General features: G+C 59.4%; 19 protein-coding genes and 2 pseudogenes. 8 read left to right on the plus strand and 13 right to left on the minus strand.

Features of this window, described 5'->3' with window-relative positions:
• Window positions 1–223 precede the first annotated feature (223 nt).
• The 6 genes from JQC81_RS28020 to JQC81_RS28045 form a co-directional block, all read right to left on the minus strand.
• Entirely contained in the window at window positions 224–1,408 is a 1,185-nt protein-coding gene (locus JQC81_RS28020) for a metallophosphoesterase (RefSeq protein ID WP_203275076.1), read from the minus strand.
• Window positions 1,409–2,096: 688 nt separating this feature from the next.
• Complete coding sequence (locus JQC81_RS28025) at window positions 2,097–2,771, minus strand: RraA family protein (RefSeq protein WP_203275077.1); 675 nt, start codon at window positions 2,769–2,771, stop codon at window positions 2,097–2,099.
• A gap of 9 nt (window positions 2,772–2,780) precedes the next feature.
• On the minus strand, window positions 2,781–3,017 hold the full coding sequence (locus JQC81_RS28030; RefSeq protein WP_203275078.1) for a hypothetical protein: 237 nt from the start codon (window positions 3,015–3,017) through the stop codon (window positions 2,781–2,783).
• 197 nt (window positions 3,018–3,214) lie between these two features.
• Window positions 3,215–4,303, minus strand: coding sequence for a TRAP transporter substrate-binding protein (locus JQC81_RS28035; RefSeq protein WP_203275079.1), 1,089 nt, complete (start codon window positions 4,301–4,303; stop codon window positions 3,215–3,217).
• A 110-nt stretch (window positions 4,304–4,413) separates the two neighbouring features.
• A complete protein-coding gene (locus JQC81_RS28040; protein WP_203275080.1) occupies window positions 4,414–5,187 on the minus strand; it encodes an SDR family oxidoreductase in 774 nt (257 codons plus the stop codon).
• Between the two features lie 37 nt (window positions 5,188–5,224).
• Window positions 5,225–6,304, minus strand: a complete 1,080-nt coding sequence (locus JQC81_RS28045; RefSeq protein ID WP_203275081.1) for a malate/lactate/ureidoglycolate dehydrogenase — start codon at window positions 6,302–6,304, stop codon at window positions 5,225–5,227.
• A 538-nt stretch (window positions 6,305–6,842) separates the two neighbouring features.
• Here JQC81_RS28045 and JQC81_RS28050 point away from each other — a divergent pair.
• The gene (locus JQC81_RS28050; protein ID WP_203275082.1) at window positions 6,843–8,105 is read left to right on the plus strand and encodes a serine hydrolase domain-containing protein; all 1,263 of its coding nucleotides are present in this window, start codon (window positions 6,843–6,845) and stop codon (window positions 8,103–8,105) included.
• Window positions 8,106–8,500: 395 nt separating this feature from the next.
• Here the strand turns inward: JQC81_RS28050 and JQC81_RS28055 are convergent, their stop codons facing one another.
• From JQC81_RS28055 to JQC81_RS33550, 5 genes and pseudogenes are all read right to left on the minus strand, one after another.
• Complete coding sequence (locus JQC81_RS28055; RefSeq protein ID WP_203275083.1) at window positions 8,501–9,562, minus strand: asparaginase; 1,062 nt, start codon at window positions 9,560–9,562, stop codon at window positions 8,501–8,503.
• A 331-nt stretch (window positions 9,563–9,893) separates the two neighbouring features.
• Window positions 9,894–12,320 (minus strand): penicillin acylase family protein, encoded by a 2,427-nt coding sequence (locus JQC81_RS28060; RefSeq protein ID WP_203275084.1) that lies wholly within the window; start codon window positions 12,318–12,320, stop codon window positions 9,894–9,896.
• A gap of 260 nt (window positions 12,321–12,580) precedes the next feature.
• Window positions 12,581–12,793: a helix-turn-helix domain-containing protein gene (locus JQC81_RS34030; protein ID WP_281400428.1), complete on the minus strand. Its 213-nt coding sequence runs from the start codon at window positions 12,791–12,793 to the stop codon at window positions 12,581–12,583.
• Between the two features lie 3 nt (window positions 12,794–12,796).
• Window positions 12,797–13,129, minus strand: a pseudogene (locus JQC81_RS34035) (DUF1612 domain-containing protein); the annotation flags it as partial.
• Between the two features lie 15 nt (window positions 13,130–13,144).
• Window positions 13,145–13,735: a hypothetical protein gene (locus JQC81_RS33550; RefSeq protein WP_246520714.1), complete on the minus strand. Its 591-nt coding sequence runs from the start codon at window positions 13,733–13,735 to the stop codon at window positions 13,145–13,147.
• Between the two features lie 423 nt (window positions 13,736–14,158).
• Between JQC81_RS33550 and JQC81_RS28070 the strand changes: the two genes are divergently transcribed.
• The 4 genes from JQC81_RS28070 (at window position 14,159) to JQC81_RS28085 (ending at window position 16,452) form a co-directional block, all read left to right on the plus strand.
• On the plus strand, window positions 14,159–14,389 hold the full coding sequence (locus JQC81_RS28070) for an AbrB/MazE/SpoVT family DNA-binding domain-containing protein (RefSeq protein WP_203275085.1): 231 nt from the start codon (window positions 14,159–14,161) through the stop codon (window positions 14,387–14,389).
• Window positions 14,379–14,780, plus strand: a complete 402-nt coding sequence (locus tag JQC81_RS28075; protein WP_203275086.1) for a PIN domain-containing protein — start codon at window positions 14,379–14,381, stop codon at window positions 14,778–14,780. The genes JQC81_RS28070 and JQC81_RS28075 overlap by 11 nt, the downstream gene beginning before the upstream one ends.
• Before the next feature lie 52 nt (window positions 14,781–14,832).
• Entirely contained in the window at window positions 14,833–15,753 is a 921-nt protein-coding gene (locus JQC81_RS28080; RefSeq protein WP_203275087.1) for a recombinase family protein, read from the plus strand.
• Window positions 15,754–15,945: 192 nt separating this feature from the next.
• A complete protein-coding gene (locus JQC81_RS28085; RefSeq protein WP_203275091.1) occupies window positions 15,946–16,452 on the plus strand; it encodes a hypothetical protein in 507 nt (168 codons plus the stop codon).
• Window positions 16,453–16,697: 245 nt separating this feature from the next.
• Here JQC81_RS28085 and JQC81_RS28090 read toward each other — a convergent pair whose 3' ends face one another.
• Window positions 16,698–17,795, minus strand: coding sequence for a P1 family peptidase (locus tag JQC81_RS28090; RefSeq protein WP_203275088.1), 1,098 nt, complete (start codon window positions 17,793–17,795; stop codon window positions 16,698–16,700).
• 182 nt (window positions 17,796–17,977) lie between these two features.
• Window positions 17,978–18,139, minus strand: a complete 162-nt coding sequence (locus tag JQC81_RS28095; RefSeq protein ID WP_312887599.1) for a WGR domain-containing protein — start codon at window positions 18,137–18,139, stop codon at window positions 17,978–17,980.
• A gap of 1,025 nt (window positions 18,140–19,164) precedes the next feature.
• Here JQC81_RS28095 and repA point away from each other — a divergent pair.
• From repA to JQC81_RS28110, 3 genes and pseudogenes are all read left to right on the plus strand, one after another.
• A complete protein-coding gene (gene repA, locus JQC81_RS28100; RefSeq protein WP_203275089.1) occupies window positions 19,165–20,409 on the plus strand; it encodes a plasmid partitioning protein RepA in 1,245 nt (414 codons plus the stop codon).
• On the plus strand, window positions 20,406–21,560 hold the full coding sequence (repB, locus tag JQC81_RS28105) for a plasmid partitioning protein RepB (RefSeq protein ID WP_203275090.1): 1,155 nt from the start codon (window positions 20,406–20,408) through the stop codon (window positions 21,558–21,560). Before repA ends, repB begins: the two co-directional genes overlap by 4 nt.
• Window positions 21,561–22,151: 591 nt before the next feature.
• Window positions 22,152–22,390 (plus strand): annotated as a pseudogene (locus JQC81_RS28110) (hypothetical protein); the annotation flags it as partial.

A 22,390-nucleotide genomic window follows, 5' to 3' on the forward strand; every position in this document is an offset into this window, starting at 1 on the left:
GATCACCGAGGAGATGTGGCTTGCCTCCCCGAAGAGGGACTTCGAAGGCACTGTGATCGCCGGGCGGGATTTACTTGACGTGTAACAGCCAGTCGTCTGCTGCGGGTCAGGCAGTGACGATCCCCTGCCCTCCGGGAATGTCCGCTGTTCCAAAGCGGAAGTTCAGCCCCGTCCGGAAGGTATCAGAGCCGCCATTCCACTGGACGGCTTTCTCATACTGAATTTAGCCTGCGTTGGCCGGAGCAAGCGTCCGCTCCGAACTCATGGGAGCATGGGCGGGCGGGCCATCCTGCGGTGACGCGCGCCGCAGGGTGATCCGGGTCAGTTCGGACAAGCGCCCGAGCCGTAGCGCGAAGCCGGGCCAGAGTGCGGTGCCATTGTTGACGTAGAGCGTCATGCCACCGACTTGGTATGGGCCCGAGACAAAGCCGTTGTTGGCGCGCGCAACCAGCCGGTCCAGTCCTGGGATCATGCCACCGTGGGTATGCCCGGACAGTTGCAGCGCCACACCGCGTGCGCTCGCCTGCGAGGCGTTTCTCGGCTGGTGGTCCAGCAGGATGATCGGCGTTCCGGACGGCGCGCCATCGAGAGCGGCCGACAGGTCCGGTGCCGGATGGGAGGATCGGGGCGCCGACAGGTCTGTGACGCCGGCCAGCACGAGCGATCCACCATCACGGGTCAGGACCGTATGTTTGTTGGCGAGTGCCTGCATCCCCAGGCTGGCATACTGGAGCATCCACTCCTCGTAGCCGAAGAAGTACTCGTGGTTGCCGGGGATAACCCAGACACCATCCCTCGCACGCAGCTCGCGCAGCGGCTCCACGTCTGAACGCCGCGCACCGAATGAGCCGTCGATCAGATCGCCGGTGACCACGATCAGGTCGACACCGAGCGCGTTGGACCGCTCGACCACCGCTTGGGTCCACTCCTTAGGGAACAGGCGACTTATGTGCAGGTCGGTCAGTTGCAGAAGCTTATAGCCGTCGAACTGAGACGGCAGCCCGGGGATGGCGATCTCGACATCCTTGAGCGGGGGAACACGCGTCGCCTGGTACACGCCGAAGGCCGAGAGCAGCATGGCCGCCGTCGCGGCCGTGTAGCGCGCGCTGTCCGGTATGGCTCCGCCGCCCCGGAACAGCCGCGCGATCAACGCGGTCACATCAAGTGCGATCTGCATCACCGCCAGGAGCACAATCGCGCCGAACGCCCAGTTGAACATCAGCACGAGAGCGCGTGGGAACTCGGGCGAGAAGACCGAGCCGGACGAAAGGCGGCTCCAGAGATGGTATTGCGATGCCACGAGCACGATGACGGCAAGGGCGATCTTCCCGCCCAGGGCCCAGGGCAGCGGCCACACGAACCGCGCCAAGACATAGAGGGCGGGCAGTGCGAAAGTCAGGTGGAACATGAACGCCCTTGGATTGAGGAGATCGTGACCGAAACGGTCGGTTGGAAGTTCGGTTGCCTAGAACGGTCGGCGGGCTCGGTATAGAGCCTGTCGCGCAGTCCCTAAGATCCGCGGCAGGATTACGGTGCGCGGCGCGGCGCTGTCACCTCACAATGTCGACACCCGTCCCTAGCCACCTCTGCCTCAGAACTCCGGCGTCATTGCTCTGAGCGCATCGAAGCAGCGGCCGAGTTGCCCTACCCGCCGCATGTGGATCATCCGGAAGGGCTTGAGCTCTGGCCTGAGGCAGACGATGGCGGAGTGCTGACCTTCTACGACGCCCCTGCTCCCGGACAGATCCGGACACGTCGATGATACGGGCCGATGTGTTTTGACCGGTTCGAGCAGGACCAAGCGCGAGCTGACTGGGTCGTCCGGCTACCTATTGGCTACCTAGGCGAAAACGGCTCAAAGGGCATAGGCCGGTAACCCTTTGATATTGTTGGTGAGCGCGCTGGGACTCGAACCCAGGACCCTCTGATTAAAAGTCAGAGGCTTCCTAGATGAGCATGGATCAGAGCGAAAGCCTCCACCGATAACCTGGGTCAGAGGGAGAGGTCCGCCACCTGAGTCAACGAAGCCGCAGCCTGCTTGTAAGTAAAAAGACAAGGGCCCAGCTGACGTTGAAACGCAGAAAGGGGCAGCGCTCTCACTGGGCTTTTTCGGCCTTGGGTACATTGAATACCTCAATGGTGCTCCTGCCGGTGGCGAGAACAGCCTCCCACTCCACCTCGGCCTTGACCCGTGATAGCGCCGGCGTAAGCAACTCTTCGGCCTTCCTGCGCGGCACAATCACAAGACCGTCATCGTCCCCGACGATCAGATCGAAAGGCGAGACCGGAACGCCCCCAAACGATATCGGCTCGTTGACCGAGCCGCGCTCCATTGAGGAGGGCCCGCGGGGCGTCACCCAACGGGAGAAGATCGCGAAATCCTCCCATTCGGACAGCATTCCGGCATCGCGCACGGCACCATCGACGATGACGCCAGCGATCCCCTTGCGACGTGCGGATCCACTCAGGAGTTCGCCGATCATCGCCGCATCGCTGCGCCCGCCCGCATCGACGACAATGACGTCACCGGCCACGGCCACATCGATCGCGTGGTGGACAGCCCCGTAATCGGCTCGTTCGCACCATGCTGTAACCGCACTGCCGACGAGCCACGATTTTGTGCCGAAGCGGCGCAGCGGTCGGATCCCGGCATCAACGTGCCCCGTGCCACGCAGCAGATCCGCCACTACGGCGGCCGGGATCTTGCGCCACTCGTCGACAAGCGATGTCGGCAGGCGTGTGCCCTCAGGTTTGAAAAGTCGTGTCGGCATGTTTCACTCTTATTCTGCTGCGGCCTGACGGGACGCAAACTCCCGGGCGGCCCGGCTCAGGCGACGAACACCCTCCTGCAGAATATCGGGAGGGTTGGCGGTGAAGTTCAGGCGCAGCCTTGGACTGACCAGCCCACGAGGGTCAAAGACGTTTCCGGGAATGAAGGATACGCCAGCCTCCAGAGCAAACGGAAGGTGAGCGTTCGTGTCGAGCCCCGGCTGGCGTACCGTCATCCACACGAACATGCCGCCCTCCGGCGCGCTCCATTCAAACGGGCAATTCGATTACTATCGGGCATGAATAGGCGCCGCACCTCTATCCTCGTTTCAGAAAGCCAATGTGAGTTCTTGCTCTGGCGCTGACATTACCGGCACGGGAAAGCAGTTTCAGGGCCGTGCCGGACTAGACTCAAGAGAGATTTAAACGCCGTTGAGGTGCCTCATCAGTTCTGACGCATCGCAAGAAGCATCAGGCTGTCGTAGCTGAAATCCGAAATCTGCGTCCAGGGATAGACCTGATTCCGGAATGCCATCTGGTGATCAAGGATCTTCTTAAAGGTCTGGTTATTTGCACCCATCTCGGCATACAGCCCGGTCGCAGCCTTGTAGCTCTCTTGCAGGAGATCCTGCGGAAACGCTCTCAGCTGGGCCCCATTGGCAACAAGGCGCCTGAGGGCCGCCGGATTCTGAGCATCGTACTTCGCAAGCATGTCCGCAGCCGCATACCCCGCTGCAGTGTTTAGGACTGACTTGTAGCCAGGTGGAAGTTCATTCCATTTGTCGAGGTTCACAAAGAGACTCAGCGACGCGGCACCCTCCCAAAAGCCAGGATAATAGTAGTACGGTGCGATCTTCGCTAACCCGAGCTTCTCATCGTCGAAGGGACCGACAAACTCCGCCGCGTCGAGTGTACCACGCTCAAGCGAGGTATAGATGTCACCAGCCGCGAGCTGCGTGGGAACGAGGCCCAACCGCTGCAGGACATTGCCAGCAAGGCCGCCGATGCGCATCTTTAATCCGGCCAGATCAGCCTTGCTCTTGATCTCCTTTCGAAACCACCCGCCCATCTGGGTGCCGGTTCCGCCAAGCGGAAGGTGATAGAGCTTATACGTTGCGTAAAACTCATTCAGAAGGTCGTTCCCGCCACCATGGTAAAACCACGCCTGCTGCTGGCGAGTATTGGGGCCGAACGGAATGCCCGTTCCGAACGCAAAGGATGGATCTTTACCGATGTAGAAGTAGGACCCGGTATGTCCCATTTCCACAGTCCCGTTTTGGACCCCGTCGACGATTGATAGCGGCGGCATAATCTCGCCTGCGGCAAAAACCTGGATCTTGAACTTGTTATCAGTGGCTTCGGCAACAGCCTGCGATAAAACTTTGCAAGCGCCATAAATCGTATCAAGTGAAGTAGGATAGCTCGACTGAAGCCTCCAGTTGATCGTTGGCGTGCTCTGAGCGATCGCGGGCATGGCGACGCCGCTGGCGGCAACTCCAAGTCCAGCTGCCTTCATGAATTCACGGCGCTTCATTTGTTTCCTCCGAGATTTTTGACGTGTTTTATTGACACTGTTCGAGCTAGGTTACGTGGGGGCTCGCGTGTAATCTACACTGTGGCCCAATCCTGCTGGATTGGCCACCTCTACATTTTGATTATTAATCCTCCATCGACAGTGAGGACATGGCCTGTAATGTAAGAGGCTGCCTCACTGGCCAGAAAAACGGCCGCTCCTGCAATCTCCTCGGGCTGTCCCCACCGGCCGAGAGCGCTACGAGTTGCAAAATGCTCCGCGACTTTTGGGTCGGACAGCATCGCTGCGTTGGCCTCGGTTGCAAATCCGCCCGGCGCGATGGCATTACTCGTGATCCCATAGGGGCCATACTCGGCGGCGAGAGCGCGGACCATCCCGGTGAGGCCATGCTTCGTACTGGAGTAAACTGCGTCGCCCGCCCTGGCGACATGCCCCGCGATAGAGGTGATTGTAATTAGGCGACCTGCGCGCTGGGGTAGCATCAGGCGTGCGGCCTCACGTGCCAGGCTGAAACCTGCGACTAGGTTGGTTTCAATGAGATCCCAGACCTCCTGATCCGAGAATTCCAGCAAGGGCTTGCGGTTACGTGCGCCAACATTGTTGACGAGGATATCCAAACGGCCATGTGTTTCGCGGATGGTGGCAAAGGCCTTGTTGAGCGCCATTGAATCTGCCACGTCGAATGGCGCGATTGACGCCTGCTGACCAGTGGCTCTAATCGAATTAGCTAGGTCTTGGAGACGATCTGCGCTCCGTCCGTTTAGGATAACATGAGCCCCGGAGCCAGCCATCGCCTTGGCTATTTCCAAACCCAATCCCCGCCCCGAACCCGTGATGAGCGCGACCCTGCCAGCAAGTGAAAAGGTATTGAGGTATGGCTGCATTGGTTGGGCATCTCTGCGTAGAGTGGCGGAAACACAGTTAATTAACGAGCGTAGCTGTCAAAACGTCAGAGGATATGCCGACTGCTCGTGCGGCTCCGCAGAGTTCGGCCCAAGTCGTTCGGTCTATAGGGATCCCGCTCCTCGACCGCTCCGCAAAGGAGATGCGCTCCGGCTCGCCAGCCACCAGCACACAGTCCGAGTTCGCACCTGGGGGAGATGCTTTGATCCAATCAACAAAACCAGAAACATCATCGCGCCATCTTGCTGCCCCTCCCAGCCTTTCTGGATCGAAAATGATCGAGAGCATGTTGTTGTGGATGACTTTCGTTACAGCGGTGCTGGCGTTGTAGGTTCCGCCTCCCGTCAGCGCCCCTGCGAACAGTTCGGCTATGACACCAAGGCCATAGCCTTTGTGTCTGCCGAAGGGCAGAATTGCTCCGCTTGGGCTCTGGTACATCACACGTGGGTCATTGGTTGGCTGCCCATCAGCGTCAATAAGGGTGTCATCCTCTACTTCTGTGCCCTTGTTCATGGCGACACGTACCTTGCCTAGGGCGATCTTGCTTGTCGCCATATCCAGCACCACCGGCTGACCATTTGGACCCGGCAGAGCAGCGCAGTACGGATTGGTAGCGAATCTTGCGTCTGACCCGCCATATGGGGCGACCAGCGGTGGCAATCCCAGCGTGTTGACGTAATGAGTGGAGACGTACCCTGCCTGTGCACATTGCTCACCCCAATGGCCTATACGGCCGAGGTGGTGGCAGTTACGAATGGCAACCAGACAGATTCCGGAGGTTCGCACCCGGCTTATGCCAAGCTCCATTGCCTCATGTCCGATTGCTTGGCCAAAGCCCATCCCTGCATCAATTGTCACCATCAGACCTGAGTCAGCGACAATTTCAGGTTTTTGGTTTACCTGGATGACTCCGGCCTTCACCCCTTCCAGGTAAAGCGGCACAAGGCCGACGCCGTGCGAGTCGTGTCCTGAAAGGTTAGCGAGGACGAGGTTATCCGCAACGAGCTGGGCCTCAGTTTCATTCGAACCAAGACAATGGAAGATCTGAGCGATTGCCGATGAGAGCAACTGAGCGCGCGCCGCAACATAGTTTGTCATGAGTTACCGTCCACCGCCTCTGCCGCTATGGATCCGGGATCAGAAGCCACTCCGCGCCTGCCTTCCAAGCGACAAGCACATCCTATAGCCCAATCGCGGCTATTAGGCTAAGGACAAATTCTCCCCTGTGTCCCCTCAATGCATCTGGTGATACTTCGTGGGGTTGGGCAGCGCCTCGGCTCTCCTGTGGGAACTGGAATTTCGATAATGTTTGACACGGCTGTGATTAGCCAGTGCCAAGATCGGCTGGAATCACGCGTGATCCCCATCAAGATGAAACTGGATCAGCATTTGCATCATGGCTGCCCCACAAAAAGTACAATGGTATGTTGAGCGAATCACCTAATCCAATCCTCAACTCTTTTCCGCGTAAGCTGACCGGCCTACGTCATCCATCAGGATGGCCCAGCTGAGTCGTGCGGGCAACAATATGCGCTGCCTTCATACCCGCTTGTCACGACTGGTCGCACGCGTCCGCCCGCCTAGAACAATCCCTACCGGCGCGGGCGCCGCCCACTGTCCGGAAGGGAGGAACAGCATGAAGACCTACGTTCTCCTGCCCATAATGGGCTTCTTGACCATCGCACCACTGCACCCGGCGCTTGCCGAGAACGGACTTCAGGGGTTCTCACAGGAGCGGCTTGAGCGGATCGCTCCTGTGATGAAAGAGGAGATTGCCAAAGGCACGACGCCGGGGGCGGTCACGCTGATTGCCCGCAATGGGCAGATCGTCCATTTCGAGGCGCACGGCTTCCTTGATGCCGCCAAGACAAAGCCGATGACCAAGGATGCCGTGTTCCGCGCCTTCTCGATGACCAAGCCCTTCACCTCTGTGGCTGCGATGGCACTCGTCGAGCAAGGCAAGATGAGCCTTCGTGATCCGATCTCCAACTGGATGCCCGAGTTCAAACAGATGAGCATCCTGGCGGAGCAAACGGACGAGCGCGGTAGAACAACCCGCGTTGCCGTGCCGGCCAAACGTCAGATTACAGTTCAGGATCTTCTGCGGCACACGTCGGGGTTCACTTACGCAGGCAGCGCCCCATTCCCGGAGTTGAAAGAGGCTTACGAAAAAGCCGAGATCGAATCCCGCAACGTGGATCTGCCGCCTGAAGAGCTGATCAAGCGGCTTGCAAGTATTCCGCTCGCTTACGAGCCCGGCTCCAGGTGGGAATATGGCGTCTCCACCGATGTGCTGGGCGTGCTGGTTGAGCGGGTTGCCGGTAAGCGCCTGGATCAGTTTCTGGACGAAATTCTATTCAAGCCCCTCAAGATGAAGGACACGAGCTTCCAAGCATCTCCCGAGCAGATGCCCCGCCTTGCTGATGCTCTGGATACAGACCCGCAGAAGGCAGACGCTTGGAAGTGGGTTCGTGTCGAGGCGGACCCCGGCAAACGCTACCGGCTTGGTGGAGCGGCCGCTGTGACGACTGCCGAGGACTATTTCCGATTTGCGCAAATGATGCTCGACAAGGGTGAATTCGATGGGGTCAGGGTCCTTTCTAGAGAGACTGTCGAATACATGATGTCGGACCACATCGCGGGTCTGCAGGGATCTCCTGCTCCAACCACGGGTCCCGGCTATGGCTTCGGCCTCGGTTTTGGTGTTCGCCTTCAGGAGGGTGTCGCCTGGGTGCCGGGCTCGACCGGTGACTCCATGTGGGCCGGCGCTGGTGGCACGAGTTTCACCATCGATCCTAAGGAAAAGATCGTGGGCGTGTTCATGGCCGCTGCACCGACGCCACGGCTGCATACGCGCTTTCTCTTCAAGAATCTTCTTTACGGAGCGCTGGTGGATTAACCAGAGCGCTTGGCGCTCAATACTTGGCTTGTCCCCGCTTTGGCGCGCCGGGCGGGGGCATAAGCCGGAATGATACGGCTTCATCACCCGAGAACCCCGCATGCACCTAAGGGGATGGCTCGCGATACTAGCCCGGCTCGTGGCTCAGCAGCCTACAGCGAGTAGTGAACAGGCCTGATGATGCTGCATTATCCGCATAATAGTCTCGGCCGGCGGACGCTGACTCAAGTTATGGCACGATATACTGATCACCCCTTCGGGCGATCCAGAAGGTGGAGCTACCCTACCGACAAAGCAACACGATCGGCAAAGCCCACGATCGGATACAAAGTCGGTGCAGGAGACCGAAGGTTTCGAGGCCATCGTTCTCCTGCTCGGCTAATCTCAGCCTCTCCCTACTTATCGAAATATTCCTGAAGCCTCTTTTGATCCTTCGTGGTCGGCAGTGCCAGCATGGTCAGGATACGCGCCTTGTCGCCCGAGAGATCACCCGCGAAGACTGCGCCTGCTTTCTGGAGCGTGTTGCCACCGCCTTTGAAGCCATAGACCGGTAGGGCTCGTCCGTTGGAGACCTTTGTGGCAACGATCACCGGGACGCCCTTGTCGATCGCATATTTGATGGCGTCATGCATGGCCTCGTTGACATTGCCCCAGCCATAGGCCTCCACTACGATGGCCTCGGCGCCAGTGTCGGCGGCATGCCGCACATAGCTGCCATCCGCGCCGGCGTACATCGGGATCAGATCGACCCGGGGCAGGCGCTCGGGAAGCGGAACATTCTGCCTGCGAAGATTGGCGCGGTAGAACACGGCTTTGTCCTCATCGACGTAGCCGAGATAACCGGCATCCCCAGAAGTGAAGGTTTGGACGTTGCTGGTGTGGGTCTTGCGGACATCGCGGGCGGCGTTGATGTAGCTGTTCAAGGTGACCGTGACGCCCTTGCCCTTGGAGTCCTCAGTCAGGATCTGTCGGACCGCGTTCAAGAGGTTGCGAGGGCCATCCGTGTCCCAGTCTGAAGCATTGCGTTGCGCGCCGACGGCCACCACTGGTTTGTCGCTCTTGAGAGTCAGATCGAGGAAATAGGCTGTCTGGTCGAGCGTGTCGGTTCCATGGGAGATCACCGCGCCAGCAACGCTGGGGTCCGCCAGGACCTCTTCAACCTTCTTGGTCAGATTGGGCCAGCGATCCGGCCCCATATAGTCGCTGGGGATGTTGCTGAATTCGACGACCCGGACATTGGCAATTTCCTTCAGTTTGGGCACCGCAGCCGTGAGGTCCTCGCCGGACAGTGCTGGGACGGGAGCTCCGGTCTTTGGATCGACCTTCATAGCGATGGTGCCACCTGTCGCCACAACCGTGACCGTGGGACGATCTTGTGCAACCGACGGCGAGGCCCAGACCGAGACAGCTAGAAAAGCCAAGCTTACCAGCTCGAACGTGTTGCGGCGGCTGTCCATCCTATTTCTCCCTTGCAATCTGTGTGTCTAAATGCACCACGATGCTCATTGGGCACGCGGCTAAAATTTCTTCCGCAGGTCTTCCAGCAGGTAGACCCCTAGCCCGGACGATCAAGGTTGTTGAGGGGATCAGGCGGCGGAGAATCCGATCTCCATTCTTCGGGAGCATCATATTGGGCTTGCCCGCGGATTTCGGCCAAGTGAGTTTTGTCCTGAAATCTCCAAAGTGTCATTCAGGTCTGTGCATAAGGAATGGAGAGACTCAAGAATCTTTCCATCCCCGAAGCAGGTCCGCTGCTCCGCGTGGGCAGAGCAGCGGAGGCGAAGGCCATTAGCGGGTCGGCACGAGCTTGATGACGTCGCGAGCTGCCTGCTCGACGGCCGCGCGGGAATAAACAAGCGGTACGTAATCCCCGGCGGCCCAAAGCGGTGCTAGGTCGCGGTAATGGGCGCTGAAGGGATTGCCCGACTGGCCAGGGGTGTTGATGGTGACGCTCTGGTCCCAGTTGCCAACATCCAACACCATCCGGAAGGATGCGCCAGCGGTGACCCGGAAGTCAGATGCGCGATAGGATGCGGCGCGAGGGCTGAAGGCGGAACCGCCCATCGCCAGCCGGCCCACAGTCATCTGGGCGCGGGTCGGATCATCTGCCAGCGGAGCCAAAGCATGCTCGAACTGCGCATGATGCAGCTTGCCCCAGGTCCAGTTTGACACGTCAGGGCCCAGCACCTGACGTACCTCGTTCATGGCACCCCTCAGGCTCTCGATGAGGATCTCCTGCCGGGCTGCGACGGGATCCGTCCCAAGAGCCTTGTCGGGGTTCTCCAGGTAACCCACCACCGCCGCGATGTCGCTTGTGCCGAGGGCTGCTCGGACCGGTTCCGGCAGCGCCTTGGTGGTAAGGGCACGCCCGAGGTGCTTGGTCATCCAGACCTCGAACAGGGCTGCACCCGCACTGTCGGCCGTGGTGCGATGGTCCCACTCCTTGAGCAGCTTGAGCCCTTCGCTGAGCATCGGGTCGTTAGACGACACTGGCTCGAGCAGTTTTGTGAGCCGGCGTCCGTTGACGGTGTAGTCGTCCGTCTGCAGGGCCATGGCATCTGCCAGCGTGATCTTCTCCTTTGACGCGAGAACCTCCTTGATGCGGGTGATGCGCGAAGGGTCGGACCACTCGAAGCCGACCTTGCGCTCCGCCACCGGGTACCCGGCCGGGATGTTCATCTCATTGGCGGTGGCAAACCATCCTGTCTCGGGATTGAAGACCTGGGGCAGTTCCTCGCCCTTCAAGAAACCCGACCATTCATAACGGCCGTCGCCGGGAACCGGCATGAGCCCATCCCAATTCGGACGCAGGGGCGACCGCCCACCCACGATCCAGCCGATGTTGCCGGAGGTGTCAGCATAGACCTGGTTCTCAGAGGGTGCTCCCCAGTTGACCATCGCTTTCTTGAAGCCGTCCCAGTCCTTCGCAGTCATGTACTCTGCGGAATTGAAGTAGGCCGAGGTGCCCGGCTCGAACCAGACCGTCCGCATGGCGAAAGCCCGCCTCTGCGCTGGATCGGTGTGGAGGACAGGACCATGCCGCGTGAAGCGAAGTTCGACTTCGCGTGGCCCCTCCCCCTTCACGTCAATGGTCTCACGCACAACCCGCATGTCCTCCCAACCATCGCGGTACCGGTACTGGTTGGGATTGTCGGGATTGGTCTCGTAGACGAAGAGATCCTCCTGATCGATCGCGAAGATGGTCAAGCCAAAGGCGATCTGGCCGTTGTGACCAATCGAGATTCCCGGCAGGGCCGGCTCGCCGGCACCAATGACCGAAAGGCCAGGAGCGTTGAGGTGCACGATGTAACGCAGGGACGGCACCCCATGGGCACGATGCGGATCGTTCGCCAGGATCGGCCGTCCGGTGGCGGTCCGACTAGGCGCGATGGTCCAGTTGTTGGAGCCGATGGTGCTGACGCGATCATCCGCTTCGGCCAGGAAAGTGTCGGGATCGAGCGACGTGCGTTGCTGCCCTGGCTTCGCAAAGGTGACCTCGCGGGTTGCGAGCTGATAGTCGTTCAGCACCTCGCGTGGGATCGAGCAGGGGTCGAGACCGTCGGGAACCTTGGTCGTCCATTCCGGCTCGATCTTGCGTCGGAAGCGGTCAGCCTCAAGGCCGGCCGCACAGGCAACCCGCGCCCGTGACACTTCGGAGGCAACGTTGCGAGTGAGGCCGTGGCTGCGGATGCGCACGACATCCTCGGGCGTCCAGCGGTCCGGCATCGTCCCCGCGACCCGGAATTCAACTGGCACGGGCCTGCGGCCGTTGCGGACCTCGTCGACAAAGGCGTTGATGCCGGCGACAAACGCCTCGGTGTAGCTCTTGGCGTCAGGCCCATAGGCGGCCCACTCCTGATTCATGTCACCGCGATAGAGGAACATGCGGGTAGCCCTATCCTGTGCCACGTAGGTCGGCCCGAAGTCCTTCGCGAGAAGGCCAAGGCCGCGCTTGCGCCAGAGATCGATCTGCCAGAGCCGGTCACGGGCCGCGTTGTAGCCCTGGAGGAAGATGGCGTCGCGGGTGCTTCCCGCGTAGATGTGCGGAATGCCCCATTGATCGACGATCAACTCGGCCGGCTGCTGGAGCCCCTGCACCTCGTGTGAGACTGTCCGAACCGCGCTCGACATCTCAGCCCAGGCCGGGATTGCGGTGCTCGCCAGCAGAGCGCCGATGTAGGGGACAAGGCGTGCGGTTCTGGTCAGCGTCTTCATCGCGTGTTCCTCCCTATCCAAGTGATCTGTTCCCTTTCTCTCCGGGATGGGAGTGGCGTGCGGGAATCAGATCAGCCTGATGCTCTGCCTTGGACCCGTGGAGAGACAATTGCATTTCGGGCGAGGCAGGCATCCGCATCGCGAGCCTTGTCGTAGCGATGCTCAGCACTAACTTGGCGCATCAATAAATCTGGGCAAGGTCTGTTCATGACCGGCAGCCCACCCTTTCCCGGACCGCAACTTGCAGGATGGGCGTTATGTCAGACGATGCCCCATGCTCTGTAGCGGGTTCGGCCAGTTAGCTCGCGCGGCAGCGCACCGCCGAGCTGCGCCAGCATCAGGTCGACGGCCTTGGGCGTGACCTTCAATAGCTTGGCCCCAAGCGGTACCGTCACCAGCGGGCGCGACAGGAACAGGTCCACCAGCTCCGGCAGCTTGGAGTTGGAGCGGGTCTTGGCGGTGATCCGGCTCATTAGCTCACGGGCAAGGATCAGCCGGTCCAGGTCCTTGTGGGCGATCGCCAGCGCCTCCTCCAGCACCTGGCAGAAGCCCTCCAGCCTCTCAGCGGCCCCTTCCCTGCCCTGCGGCTGGAACCTGGACTGCTTGAAGCCGGCGGCCAGCGGCAGCAGGTGGTGGGTGAGCCCCCTCGCCCGCAGGATGGCGGCGGCCATGATCAGGCCGAGCCACGGCAAGCGGGCGTAAAGGTTGAGATCGAGCCACGCATTCCAGGCTATGGATGCAGCCGCAATGGCGGGCCAGCCGCTGGTGCGCTGGACCACATCGAGCCACAGGTCCTCGGCCTCAGCCTCGTCCTGGTCCGGAGCCTAGACCAGGTGCGAGCGGCTTTTCGGGATAGGGGTCTCGCCGGCTAAGACCTTGTTGGTGCGCTCAAGCAGAGCATCGATCTCGGCAAAGTGCGCCTTCCATGGATCGGCATCGTTGGCATAGAGCGGGTAGGCCTCGTCATCGTCCGGGTCAGGCTTCCTGCCCTTGGGCTTGACTGATGACTCGGCCACGGGGCCGATGCCGCGCAGGGCGGCCAAGCCATCAATGGAGAGCGGCCATGGCGCCTTACGCGCCAAGGCGGTGCGGCGGGACCGCAAGGCAGCCGCCGCCCGGGTGAGCTCGTGGGTGGGATGGCGTACGTCCATGCCGGCATCGTGCAGGACCAGATCACCGACATCGACCAGGTGCCCGTCGAGCAGCAGGGCCCGCACGGCTTCGGTCATGTCGCAGCGCGACTGCCAGCCGGCGACCAGCCCTGAAGCCTCCAGGCGGGCATCGAAGCGCAGGATCGCAATCGTGATCGGCTCGAGCCGGCCGGCGATCTGCTCCCACGGCAACTCCGGCAGGTCATAGGTGCGCGGAACCAGATGCTCCTTGTCGTAGTCCCCTGCCCTGCTGCCGAAAGCCATGCTTGCACCCTCAAGCTAAGTCATTGAGGATCGGTGCTATAGCTTAGCAGAAAGAAGCGAAGCAAGGTTTTGCTACATTGCGGGGTGAGGCAGTTCGGCGCTCCACAGGAGAGCTGCCGTATAACTCAGAACCGTTGCCACTGAGGAGCGCCTCTCGGAGGCTCTTGGTAGCCGTTGAACCCGCAGAATCGCTGCAGAAGCCCTTGTTTTAAGCCATTTCAGGAGCCTCTAGGAAAGCCCTCCCCTCCCCGGCTGGTTAACGGAACGACTTGAGAAACGTCTGCAAACGATCAGTTGCTCACAATAAGCAGAATTGTACAAACGCCTTCCGATGAGGGTGGTAGGGCTCAATGAGTTGGTCTTGCGTGGCTCACGACAGCGGCTTAGATATACATTGGCTGAGACGTATATCAGGAGGGTTCTATGCAAGTGGCGAAATGGGGCAATTCACTGGCCGTCCGATTGCCTGCCGCTGTGGTCGAAGCTTTGGATCTCAAAGAGGGCGACGACATCGACATCATGATCGCTGGGTCGCGGACCTTTGAGGTTTCCAAGACCCCTGATGCAAAGGAAGTTCTGTCCCGGCTCCGGCAGTTCCGCGGTCGCCTCCCGGCTGGCTTCAAGTTCGATCGGTTTGGGGCGAATGAGCGCTAAACCGTTTCTCGACACCAATGTAATTTTGTACCTACTGTCTGAGGATGTGGCTAAGGCCGATCACGCGGAGGCTCTGCTCTCACAAAGCGGGACAGTAAGTGTGCAGGTTCTCAATGAGGCGGCGAACGTCATGACGCGCAAGCTCAGAATGGATCTCGACGAGATCAGCGGGTTCCTCACTGGAGTTCGCCATTTCTGTGATGTTGTGCCATTGACCGTCGATACCCACGATGATGCCCTCGCGATCGCGCGGCGTTATGGCTTCTCGATCTACGACAGCCTCATCATTGCCGCAGCAATCGCCGCCAAGAGTGAGGTCCTCTACTCCGAGGATCTTCAAAGCGGTCAGCAGCTCGGGGGGCGTCTCACTATCATCAACCCATTTAGCTAAAGGTTCGGCACACTCACGGTTCTTTGCCACATTCCATGAGGATTCAACGAGGATGGCCCCCTCCTCTTCCGGAAAGCGCCTGATCGGCTACGCTCGTGTTTCCACAGAGGATCAGGCGCACGATGCTCAGCTGGACGAATTGCGCGCAGCGGGCTGCAATGTGATCCATCAGGAGCACGGATCCGGCGCTAGCCGAGCCCGGCCAGTACTTGGGCGGCTCCTCCGTGAGATCAAGCCGGGTGAGGTCCTGATTGTGGTACGCCTTGATCGCTTGGCCCGTTCGGTGAGCCACCTTCTTGAGGTGATCGAGACGCTGGAGGCCAGGAAGGCGCATTTCCGCTCCCTGCGTGATCCGATCGACACCTCGACTCCACAAGGTATATTTTCTTTGCAAGTGCTTGGTGCTGTTGCGCAGCTCGAGCGCTCGCTCATCTCAGAGCGGACGCGGGCCGGCATCAAGGCCGCCAAGGCGCGAGGCAAGAAGCCAGGGAATCCGGGCATGCGCGAGCGCCGACCGGACGCGATCCGGAAGATAGCTCTAGCTCGGGAGAAGGTTTATCTCGACGATTTGATCGCCGGCGCCGATCGATGGATGCCGACTGTACGCCGCATGCGTCCGCAGCACCCCTGGGAGGATGTTGTTCGCGTACTCGGCAACAGCGGCCAATCTTGGACCGTGGCCCGGCTGCGGCGCGCCGTGGGTAAGCTCGTGTCACAGCACATGGCCGACCCTGCCCTCCTCCAACCCGCCGCACGTAAGAACCCGGAGGACCGCCTCATGACGCTGATCGCCGGTATCGCCATGACCGACCCGAGCCTCTCGTTAAGGGACATCGGAGCACAGTTGGAGCGCATGCGGGAGCGGACTCCACGAGGCGGTCTCACATGGTCAGCCTCCTCCGTGAGGAAGCAACTCGATCGGGCGCGAAAGGCGGGGCTGGCCCTGCCAACGCCCCTGCCAGACGTGGTGTAGCCAACTTAGCTGGGCGGTGTCGTTCAATCATCTGTGCGGGCTGCGTTTGGGCAGAGGACGCTGAGGTGCCCCACCGACATGCCACTAATGATTCAAGGTCAGTTCTCCGACCTGGCATCCCCGCGCAATTGGCAGGAGAGCCGTCAGAGGATCACCATTGTGTGGTGGGGGCGCGCCACAGGAATGGCCGCCATGGATAGTTTCGATCATATTCTGAACTGGAAGCTGAAACGAGGCTCGCACGCCTTCCCCGGCAAGGACGGTGGAACCTGCATCAACGAGGCGGCCATTGTTGCGGCTGGCTTTCCCTATCAGCCGGTCCGGGCCGTCGAGACCATGCCCGACTGCTTCTCGCGCCCGATCTGCCGCCTGGCGATGCTCCTGAATGATGAAGCCAGTGATGAGCAGCGGCAGCAACTGCTCCCGTTCGTCACCCGCCTGGCCTGCGCCGATACAAAACAGGTTGAGTGGGAGCGGGAGGTCTATATCGCCCAGCACCTGAGATACCGGGTAAGCTGGCAAGATCGCCTTGAGGTGCTTGAGGGCGCATTGGCCATCGGACGGCAAGCTGACGTGCTTGCAACAGAGGAGGTGAAGTCCCGGCTGGATGCTGTCCAACAGAGCACAAAGGCTTCCACGTCGGTGGCTGACCATCTCAAGTTCAGCAAGATCAAGGAGTGGCTTGCTCCTCCCCTTTGATAGCAAGGCCCCTGGTGATACGGCTCGGGAGCGCTCAGCCATGCTCACAGTAGAACGATGCGGTGTCGCCGCTTCAGGCAGCAGGTACCGCCAGTGGAAAGTTGGCTCGGCTGAGGTCCCGCGGCAAAGCGGGTCGATCAGCGATGGATTACTGACCATGGGACGAAGCAGCAAGCATTGTGAGGGGGGAGGTTCGCCCCATCGGTTCCCCTCCCCGCTCATCAAGATCAACCTGTGGGCTCTATTTACCCCTTCACGTAGTCTCTGTGGGCTGGCAGCTGATGCTCCCTCAGGTTCTCGGCTTGGATCACGGCGCGGGCCACAGCCTGGGCCATCACAGTGGCGGCGATTGCCCCAATCGCTGAGACATCGGCGCGGACCGATGAGGCCTTGCCCGTGGACAACGCAAAGATCGTGTCGCCATCCGACATTGTATGCACTGGGTTGATGCTGCGGGCGAAGCCATCGTGTGCCATCTGAGCGATCTTGTTCATCTCGGCCTTGTTGAATGGCACATTGGTGGCAACAGCCCCGATCGTGGTGTTGCTGCCGGCTGATGTCACGACGCGGTAGCCCCCCATGATCGCTGCCATGGTGTCCCGAAAGCCCTGCCCCTCCTCCCGTCTGGCTCCGGCAAGGATCTGGCGCGTCTCGGGATGGCAGATGTCGCCCACGGCGTTCACGGCCACAATGGCGCCAACCACGACATCCGTACCAGGAACCCGGTAGCTGGCGGTGCCGATGCCGCCCTTCATGGCAAAGGCAGGGCCGAACATCTTGCCCACCGTTGCTCCCGCCCCCGCCCCGACATTGCCCTCTGCCGCCGGACCTGACGCGGCGGCGAGACAGGCTTGGTATCCGGCCTCGGCATCCGGCCGAATGGTGAAGTCGCCGACACCAAGGTCGAACAGAATGGCAGCCGGCACGATGGGAACGACGCCTGCGCGCAACTTAAACCCGAGCTTGCGTTCCTCGAGATAGCGCATCACGCCCGTGGCAGCCTCCAGCCCATAGGCACTGCCGCCGGACAGCAGGATAGCCTGGACCTGCTGGACCGCATTGGTCGGGTCGAGCAGATCAGTTTCCCGGGTGCCGGGGGCGGAGCCGCGCACATCCACTCCGCCGACGGCGCCGTCCTCACACAGAATAACGGTGCAGCCCGTTGGCCGGCGGGTGAGGGTGTGATGACCGATCTTGATCCCGGGCACGTCCGTGATGGAGCCGCCCATGAGAGGCGGACCTGAAGGTTCAGCGGCCGCAGCAGGAGACGTACTGGCCTGGTTGACGAGGAGAGGGGCTGCGGACAGAGCCAGGATGGAATTAGTGAAGGTTCTACGTTTCATGGCGGCCTCATGATCGGTGCTCAAGTGCCACCATTCGCCTGTACCAAGGATCAGGAGGAGATCGGCACCCGGGGAGGATCTTGATTGGATGCGATGAAGCCCGCTAGGTAAAGTCTTATCTTCAGTCTAAACGGGTGACGTAGCCCCGCCTTTGCTTTCGGCGCAGCCACATCTTGTGAGCCTCAAGGCGGCTCCACGTTTTCGCGCGACTCGATATTGCGCTGTCCGGCAGCGCCGATCCGGCCCCATTCACGGATCAAGGTTGCGTCGCCGGACAGGTTGGCTTCGATGGCGAGGACATAGAACCGGGCTATGTTGGCCCCGGGACCACGGCGGTCGAGCACCAGATACTGGGTTTTGTTGCCAAGTATGATCCAGTGTCGCGCTCATGCACGAGGCGAATTGAGGACATTGATGGATCTCCGGAGGCTCTGAGCGGCACCCTGGATCTATGGGGCCGCAAATCTAAGAGAAGCACCAAGAATGAGCGAGTATCGCTGAAGGGGCAGGGCGGGGTCCCTTGGACAGAGCGCAGTCGACCGATCCTACATCTCACAAGCAAATCGAGTGTTGGAAGCGCTCTGAGTGCACACGAACCATCACAACAGGGCAGGCGGAAGTGGTGCCCATGGTGGAAAGCAACTCACATTGCATTTTCAATTCTTTGCAGCTGCAAAGTTCCTGCCTTCGAAAGCCTGTTCCCTTGCTATTGCTTCTGAGGTATCCGCCTGAGATTAAGCGGGGTGGGGGCAGGTAGTCCGGCCGGGTCGATTATCAGCAATTGGAGGATGGCGTCGCAATTGGCGATTCCAAAGTCATCCGATGCCGTCCAAGGACTTTGCGTATAAGGAAGCAATTCCCAGCCTACAGGGCTCAGCTGCATTTCCGCGCACTTATTGACTTCACGGGGGCAGCAAAGGTGGAACTTTGCAGCTGCAAAGTTCCACTGCATCTCTGAACTGGTGACGCTCCGGTGTGCCTGGATTGGACTTCATCAAACATCACCCCCTCTGTCATCTTTCAAGATGCAAAGATCTGCTTGATCGGCAACCTGGCGGAGGGGAGGGAGGTAGCATTTGAACCGCGTAGCATCGAAGATGCCCTCATGCATGTCGGGGCCAATTGGATCACTTCTCAATGCTTTGCCTTTTCTAAGGCTGCCGCCCAATCATCATTCGCGACAGTCGTCCGAGCCGGCGGACTTTGCAGCTGCAAAGATCGTTTCGCACCTGTTAGAATAGGAAAGAGACGGATAATCGCGTTCTTTAGGTCGACTTATCGCGGCGTTAACCATTCGTTAAGGATTTGCAGGCTTTCCTCACGGAAGACACTGAATCGGCGGCGAATTTCCGTAACTAGGAGAGTTGATGTGGCTGTCCCTCAACTAAAACTGAATGAACCCAAAGTCGACACGCAGACGACTGCGCGACAGTTGAAAGTCGACGACAACTACATCTTAATGCATGCTAAAGAACTCTCCGAGTCACTCCACCAACAGCGACTGGCACTTTATCCCCCAGTGGCTCAGAAGTCTCTTCGCAAGTTTACGTCAGGGGAGGCTGCAAAGCTTATTGGCGTCGACGACGGCTACCTACGCCAACTCGCCTTGGATGGGAAGGGTCCTGAAGCCGAGACGCTCCCTAACGGGAGGCGCATGTATTCCCTTGATAATATCAACGCTCTCCGCGCGTACCTCGACGAGAATGCCCGCGGTGGTCGGCGCTATCTTAAGCACCGTTCCGGCAAAGAGCATCTTCAGATCATCTCCTGCGTAAACTTCAAGGGTGGGAGCGCTAAAACGACCAGTGCGGCGCACCTCGCACAATATCTTGCGCTAAGTGGGTACCGTGTGCTTGCCATAGATCTTGATCCCCAAGCTAGCCTCTCGGCCCTGCACGGATATCAACCCGAGTTTGACGTCGGCGCGAACGAAACCATTTACGGCTCAATCCGCTATGATGACGAGGCTCGTCACCCAAGTGAGGTTATCCGCCGGACCTACATCTCTGGGCTCGATATAATTCCGGGTAATCTTGAGTTAATGGAGTTTGAGCACGAGACACCAAAGGCACTCGCCAACCGCCGTCCGGGTGAAACAAAGTTCTTCTCGCGCCTCACGATTGCGTTGAGTGAGGTTGCTGACGACTACGATGTCGTGGTGATTGACTGTCCGCCACAACTCGGGTTCCTCACGCTAGCAGCCCTGAGCGCATCCACGTCCCTCATTGTGACGGTGCACCCGCAGATGCTCGACGTGATGTCTATGTCCCAATTTCTGACGATGACGGCCGACCTTTTAGGCGTGGTAAAAAAGTTCGGCGGCACTGTCGAATACGACTGGATGAAGTATCTCGTCACTCGTTACGAGCCGGGAGACGGTCCACAAAGTGGTATGGTGGAATACCTGCGGGGTCTATTCCCAGAGGCAGTTCTCGAAAATCCAATGCTGAAGAGCACCGCGATTGCAGACGCTGGCATTAACAAGCAGACGATCTACGAAGTGTCGCGCGAGAGGTTCACCAAATCGACGTACGACCGAGCAATCGATGCCATGAACAACGTCAACGCCGAGATCGAAGGCCTTATTCGCAAGACTTGGGGGAGAGGACAATGAGCAAGAAGAATTCTGTTCTTAGCAGGCTCATGCCTACGCCCCAGTCGGAGCCGGAAGCACAGCAGCTGCCATCCCAATTCCCGAACCTGGTAGTCGAGGATCGCCAGGAGGGTGGAAAGCCCATGGTTCGCATTGCTGAATCGTCCCAGGAAGCCGCAGAGCAGTTAGCTGGCTCTGTGGCTTCGCTAGCAGCGTCGCTCTCTCGCGATCATCAGGCAGATAATCAACCTGCGAATTCCAAGAGGAAAGAGTGGGGAATCAATCGAGCAGGGGGAAGCGCACTTGGAAAGCTAAGTGAAGCTCTTGCGGTCGAGAATGAGCTCAAGGCTGTCAAAGACCAGATGGAGAACGGTCAGACAATCATCGAGCTAGATCCTCAAGTTCTGGATGGTTCGTTTATCCAGGACCGGATGGAGAGCTCTGATAAGGCTATTGCGGAGCTCGCGGAACAAATCAAAGCAAAAGGACAACTGGTTCCAATTCTTGTCCGTCCGCATCCCAACGTCCCTGACCGTTACCAGATCGCCTACGGCCACCGCCGGGTCAAAGCTGCGGAACGGCTTGGTATCAAGGTCCGGGCCACTGTTCGAAAGATGTCGGACGAAGAGCTTATTATCGCTCAAGGTCAGGAAAACAATGCTCGCCTTGATCTAACCTTCATCGAGAAGGCACGCTTCGTTGTGGCCCTTGAAAACCGAGGCTTCAAGCGAAAAGTCATTCGAGAAGCACTCTCGGTCAATGAGGGGGATCTCTCATCTCTCATTGCTGTCGGCTCTCGGATTCCGATCGATGTCATCGATGCAATCGGACCCGCACCAGGGATCGGCCGACCTCGCTGGCGGACCCTTATGGATCTCTTCCAAGACCCCACTTGCATCAAGCGCGGTCGACAAATCTTGGCCGAAAATGAAGTTCAGGCACTAAATTCTGACACTCGCTTCCGCACACTGGTCGATCGCCTCCAGAAAAAGGAACGCCCTAAAGTTCAATTCTGGGAAGATCCTCACCGCCGCCGACTTATAAACATCGTTGCTTCAGAGACAAAGTGCACCCTCCAGATTGATCAGCGTCCGGAACCGGAGTTTGCAAACTTCCTAATCTCGAAGCTGACAGAGATTTATCGGGAGTTCGAGGCTCAGAAAAACAATTAGGGCCACGAGGCAAGGGGCAGGGCACTACCCTGTCTCTTGCGATCAAGGTGCGCCTTCGGGAGATCTTTGCAGATGCAAAGATTTCTTACATTTCCCAAATGCATCCAAGTTATCCGGTATCAACAAGCAGGGATGGGTTGTTCGATTTTTGCCCTCCGGCGAAATAAAGAGCACTCTATCGGATAGAGGCTTCCGAAATTTCAGGGACTCTGCCAGCAGAGATCCAAGAAGAGAGGGGACCAGCTAAGAGGAGCTCATCGTTATGAATATCTGTACAAAAATTGGAGTGTCTCCAATCGATCGTTTGTAGACGTTCCTCAAGCCATTTTGTTAACCAGCCGGGAAGGGGAGGGCTTCCCCAGAACGGGCGAAAACGGCTTAGAATACAAGCCTCTGGAGCCATTCCGCGTCCTAGTCGCGGGCCAAAGCGCGATCCAGAACCGTTCGCCAGCAGCTTCGGTCTCGATCTCTGCGGATGCCGCTCTGTGGAGGGTCGAAGTTCCCCCTCCTTCATCGTAGCAAAGACTTGTTTTACTCCCTCTTGCTAAGCTATAGCTCGGTTCATCAATAACTTAGCTTGAGGATGGAAGTGTGGCTTTCGGGAGCAGGGCAGGGGAGTTCGCCGAGGAGCGGCTGGCGCCTCGCACCTATGCTCTGCCGGAGCTGCCGTGGGAGCAGATTGCCGGCCGCCTGGAACAGCTCACGATCAGCATCCTCAGGTTTGATGCCCGGCTGGAGGCCAGTGGGCTTGCCGCCGGCTGGCAGTCGCGCTGCGACATGACCGAAGCCGTGCGCGCCCTTCTGCTGGACGGACACCTCGTCGATGTCGG

The organism is Microvirga arabica (genome assembly GCF_016811235.1).
Classification (GTDB): domain Bacteria; phylum Pseudomonadota; class Alphaproteobacteria; order Rhizobiales; family Beijerinckiaceae; genus Microvirga; species Microvirga arabica.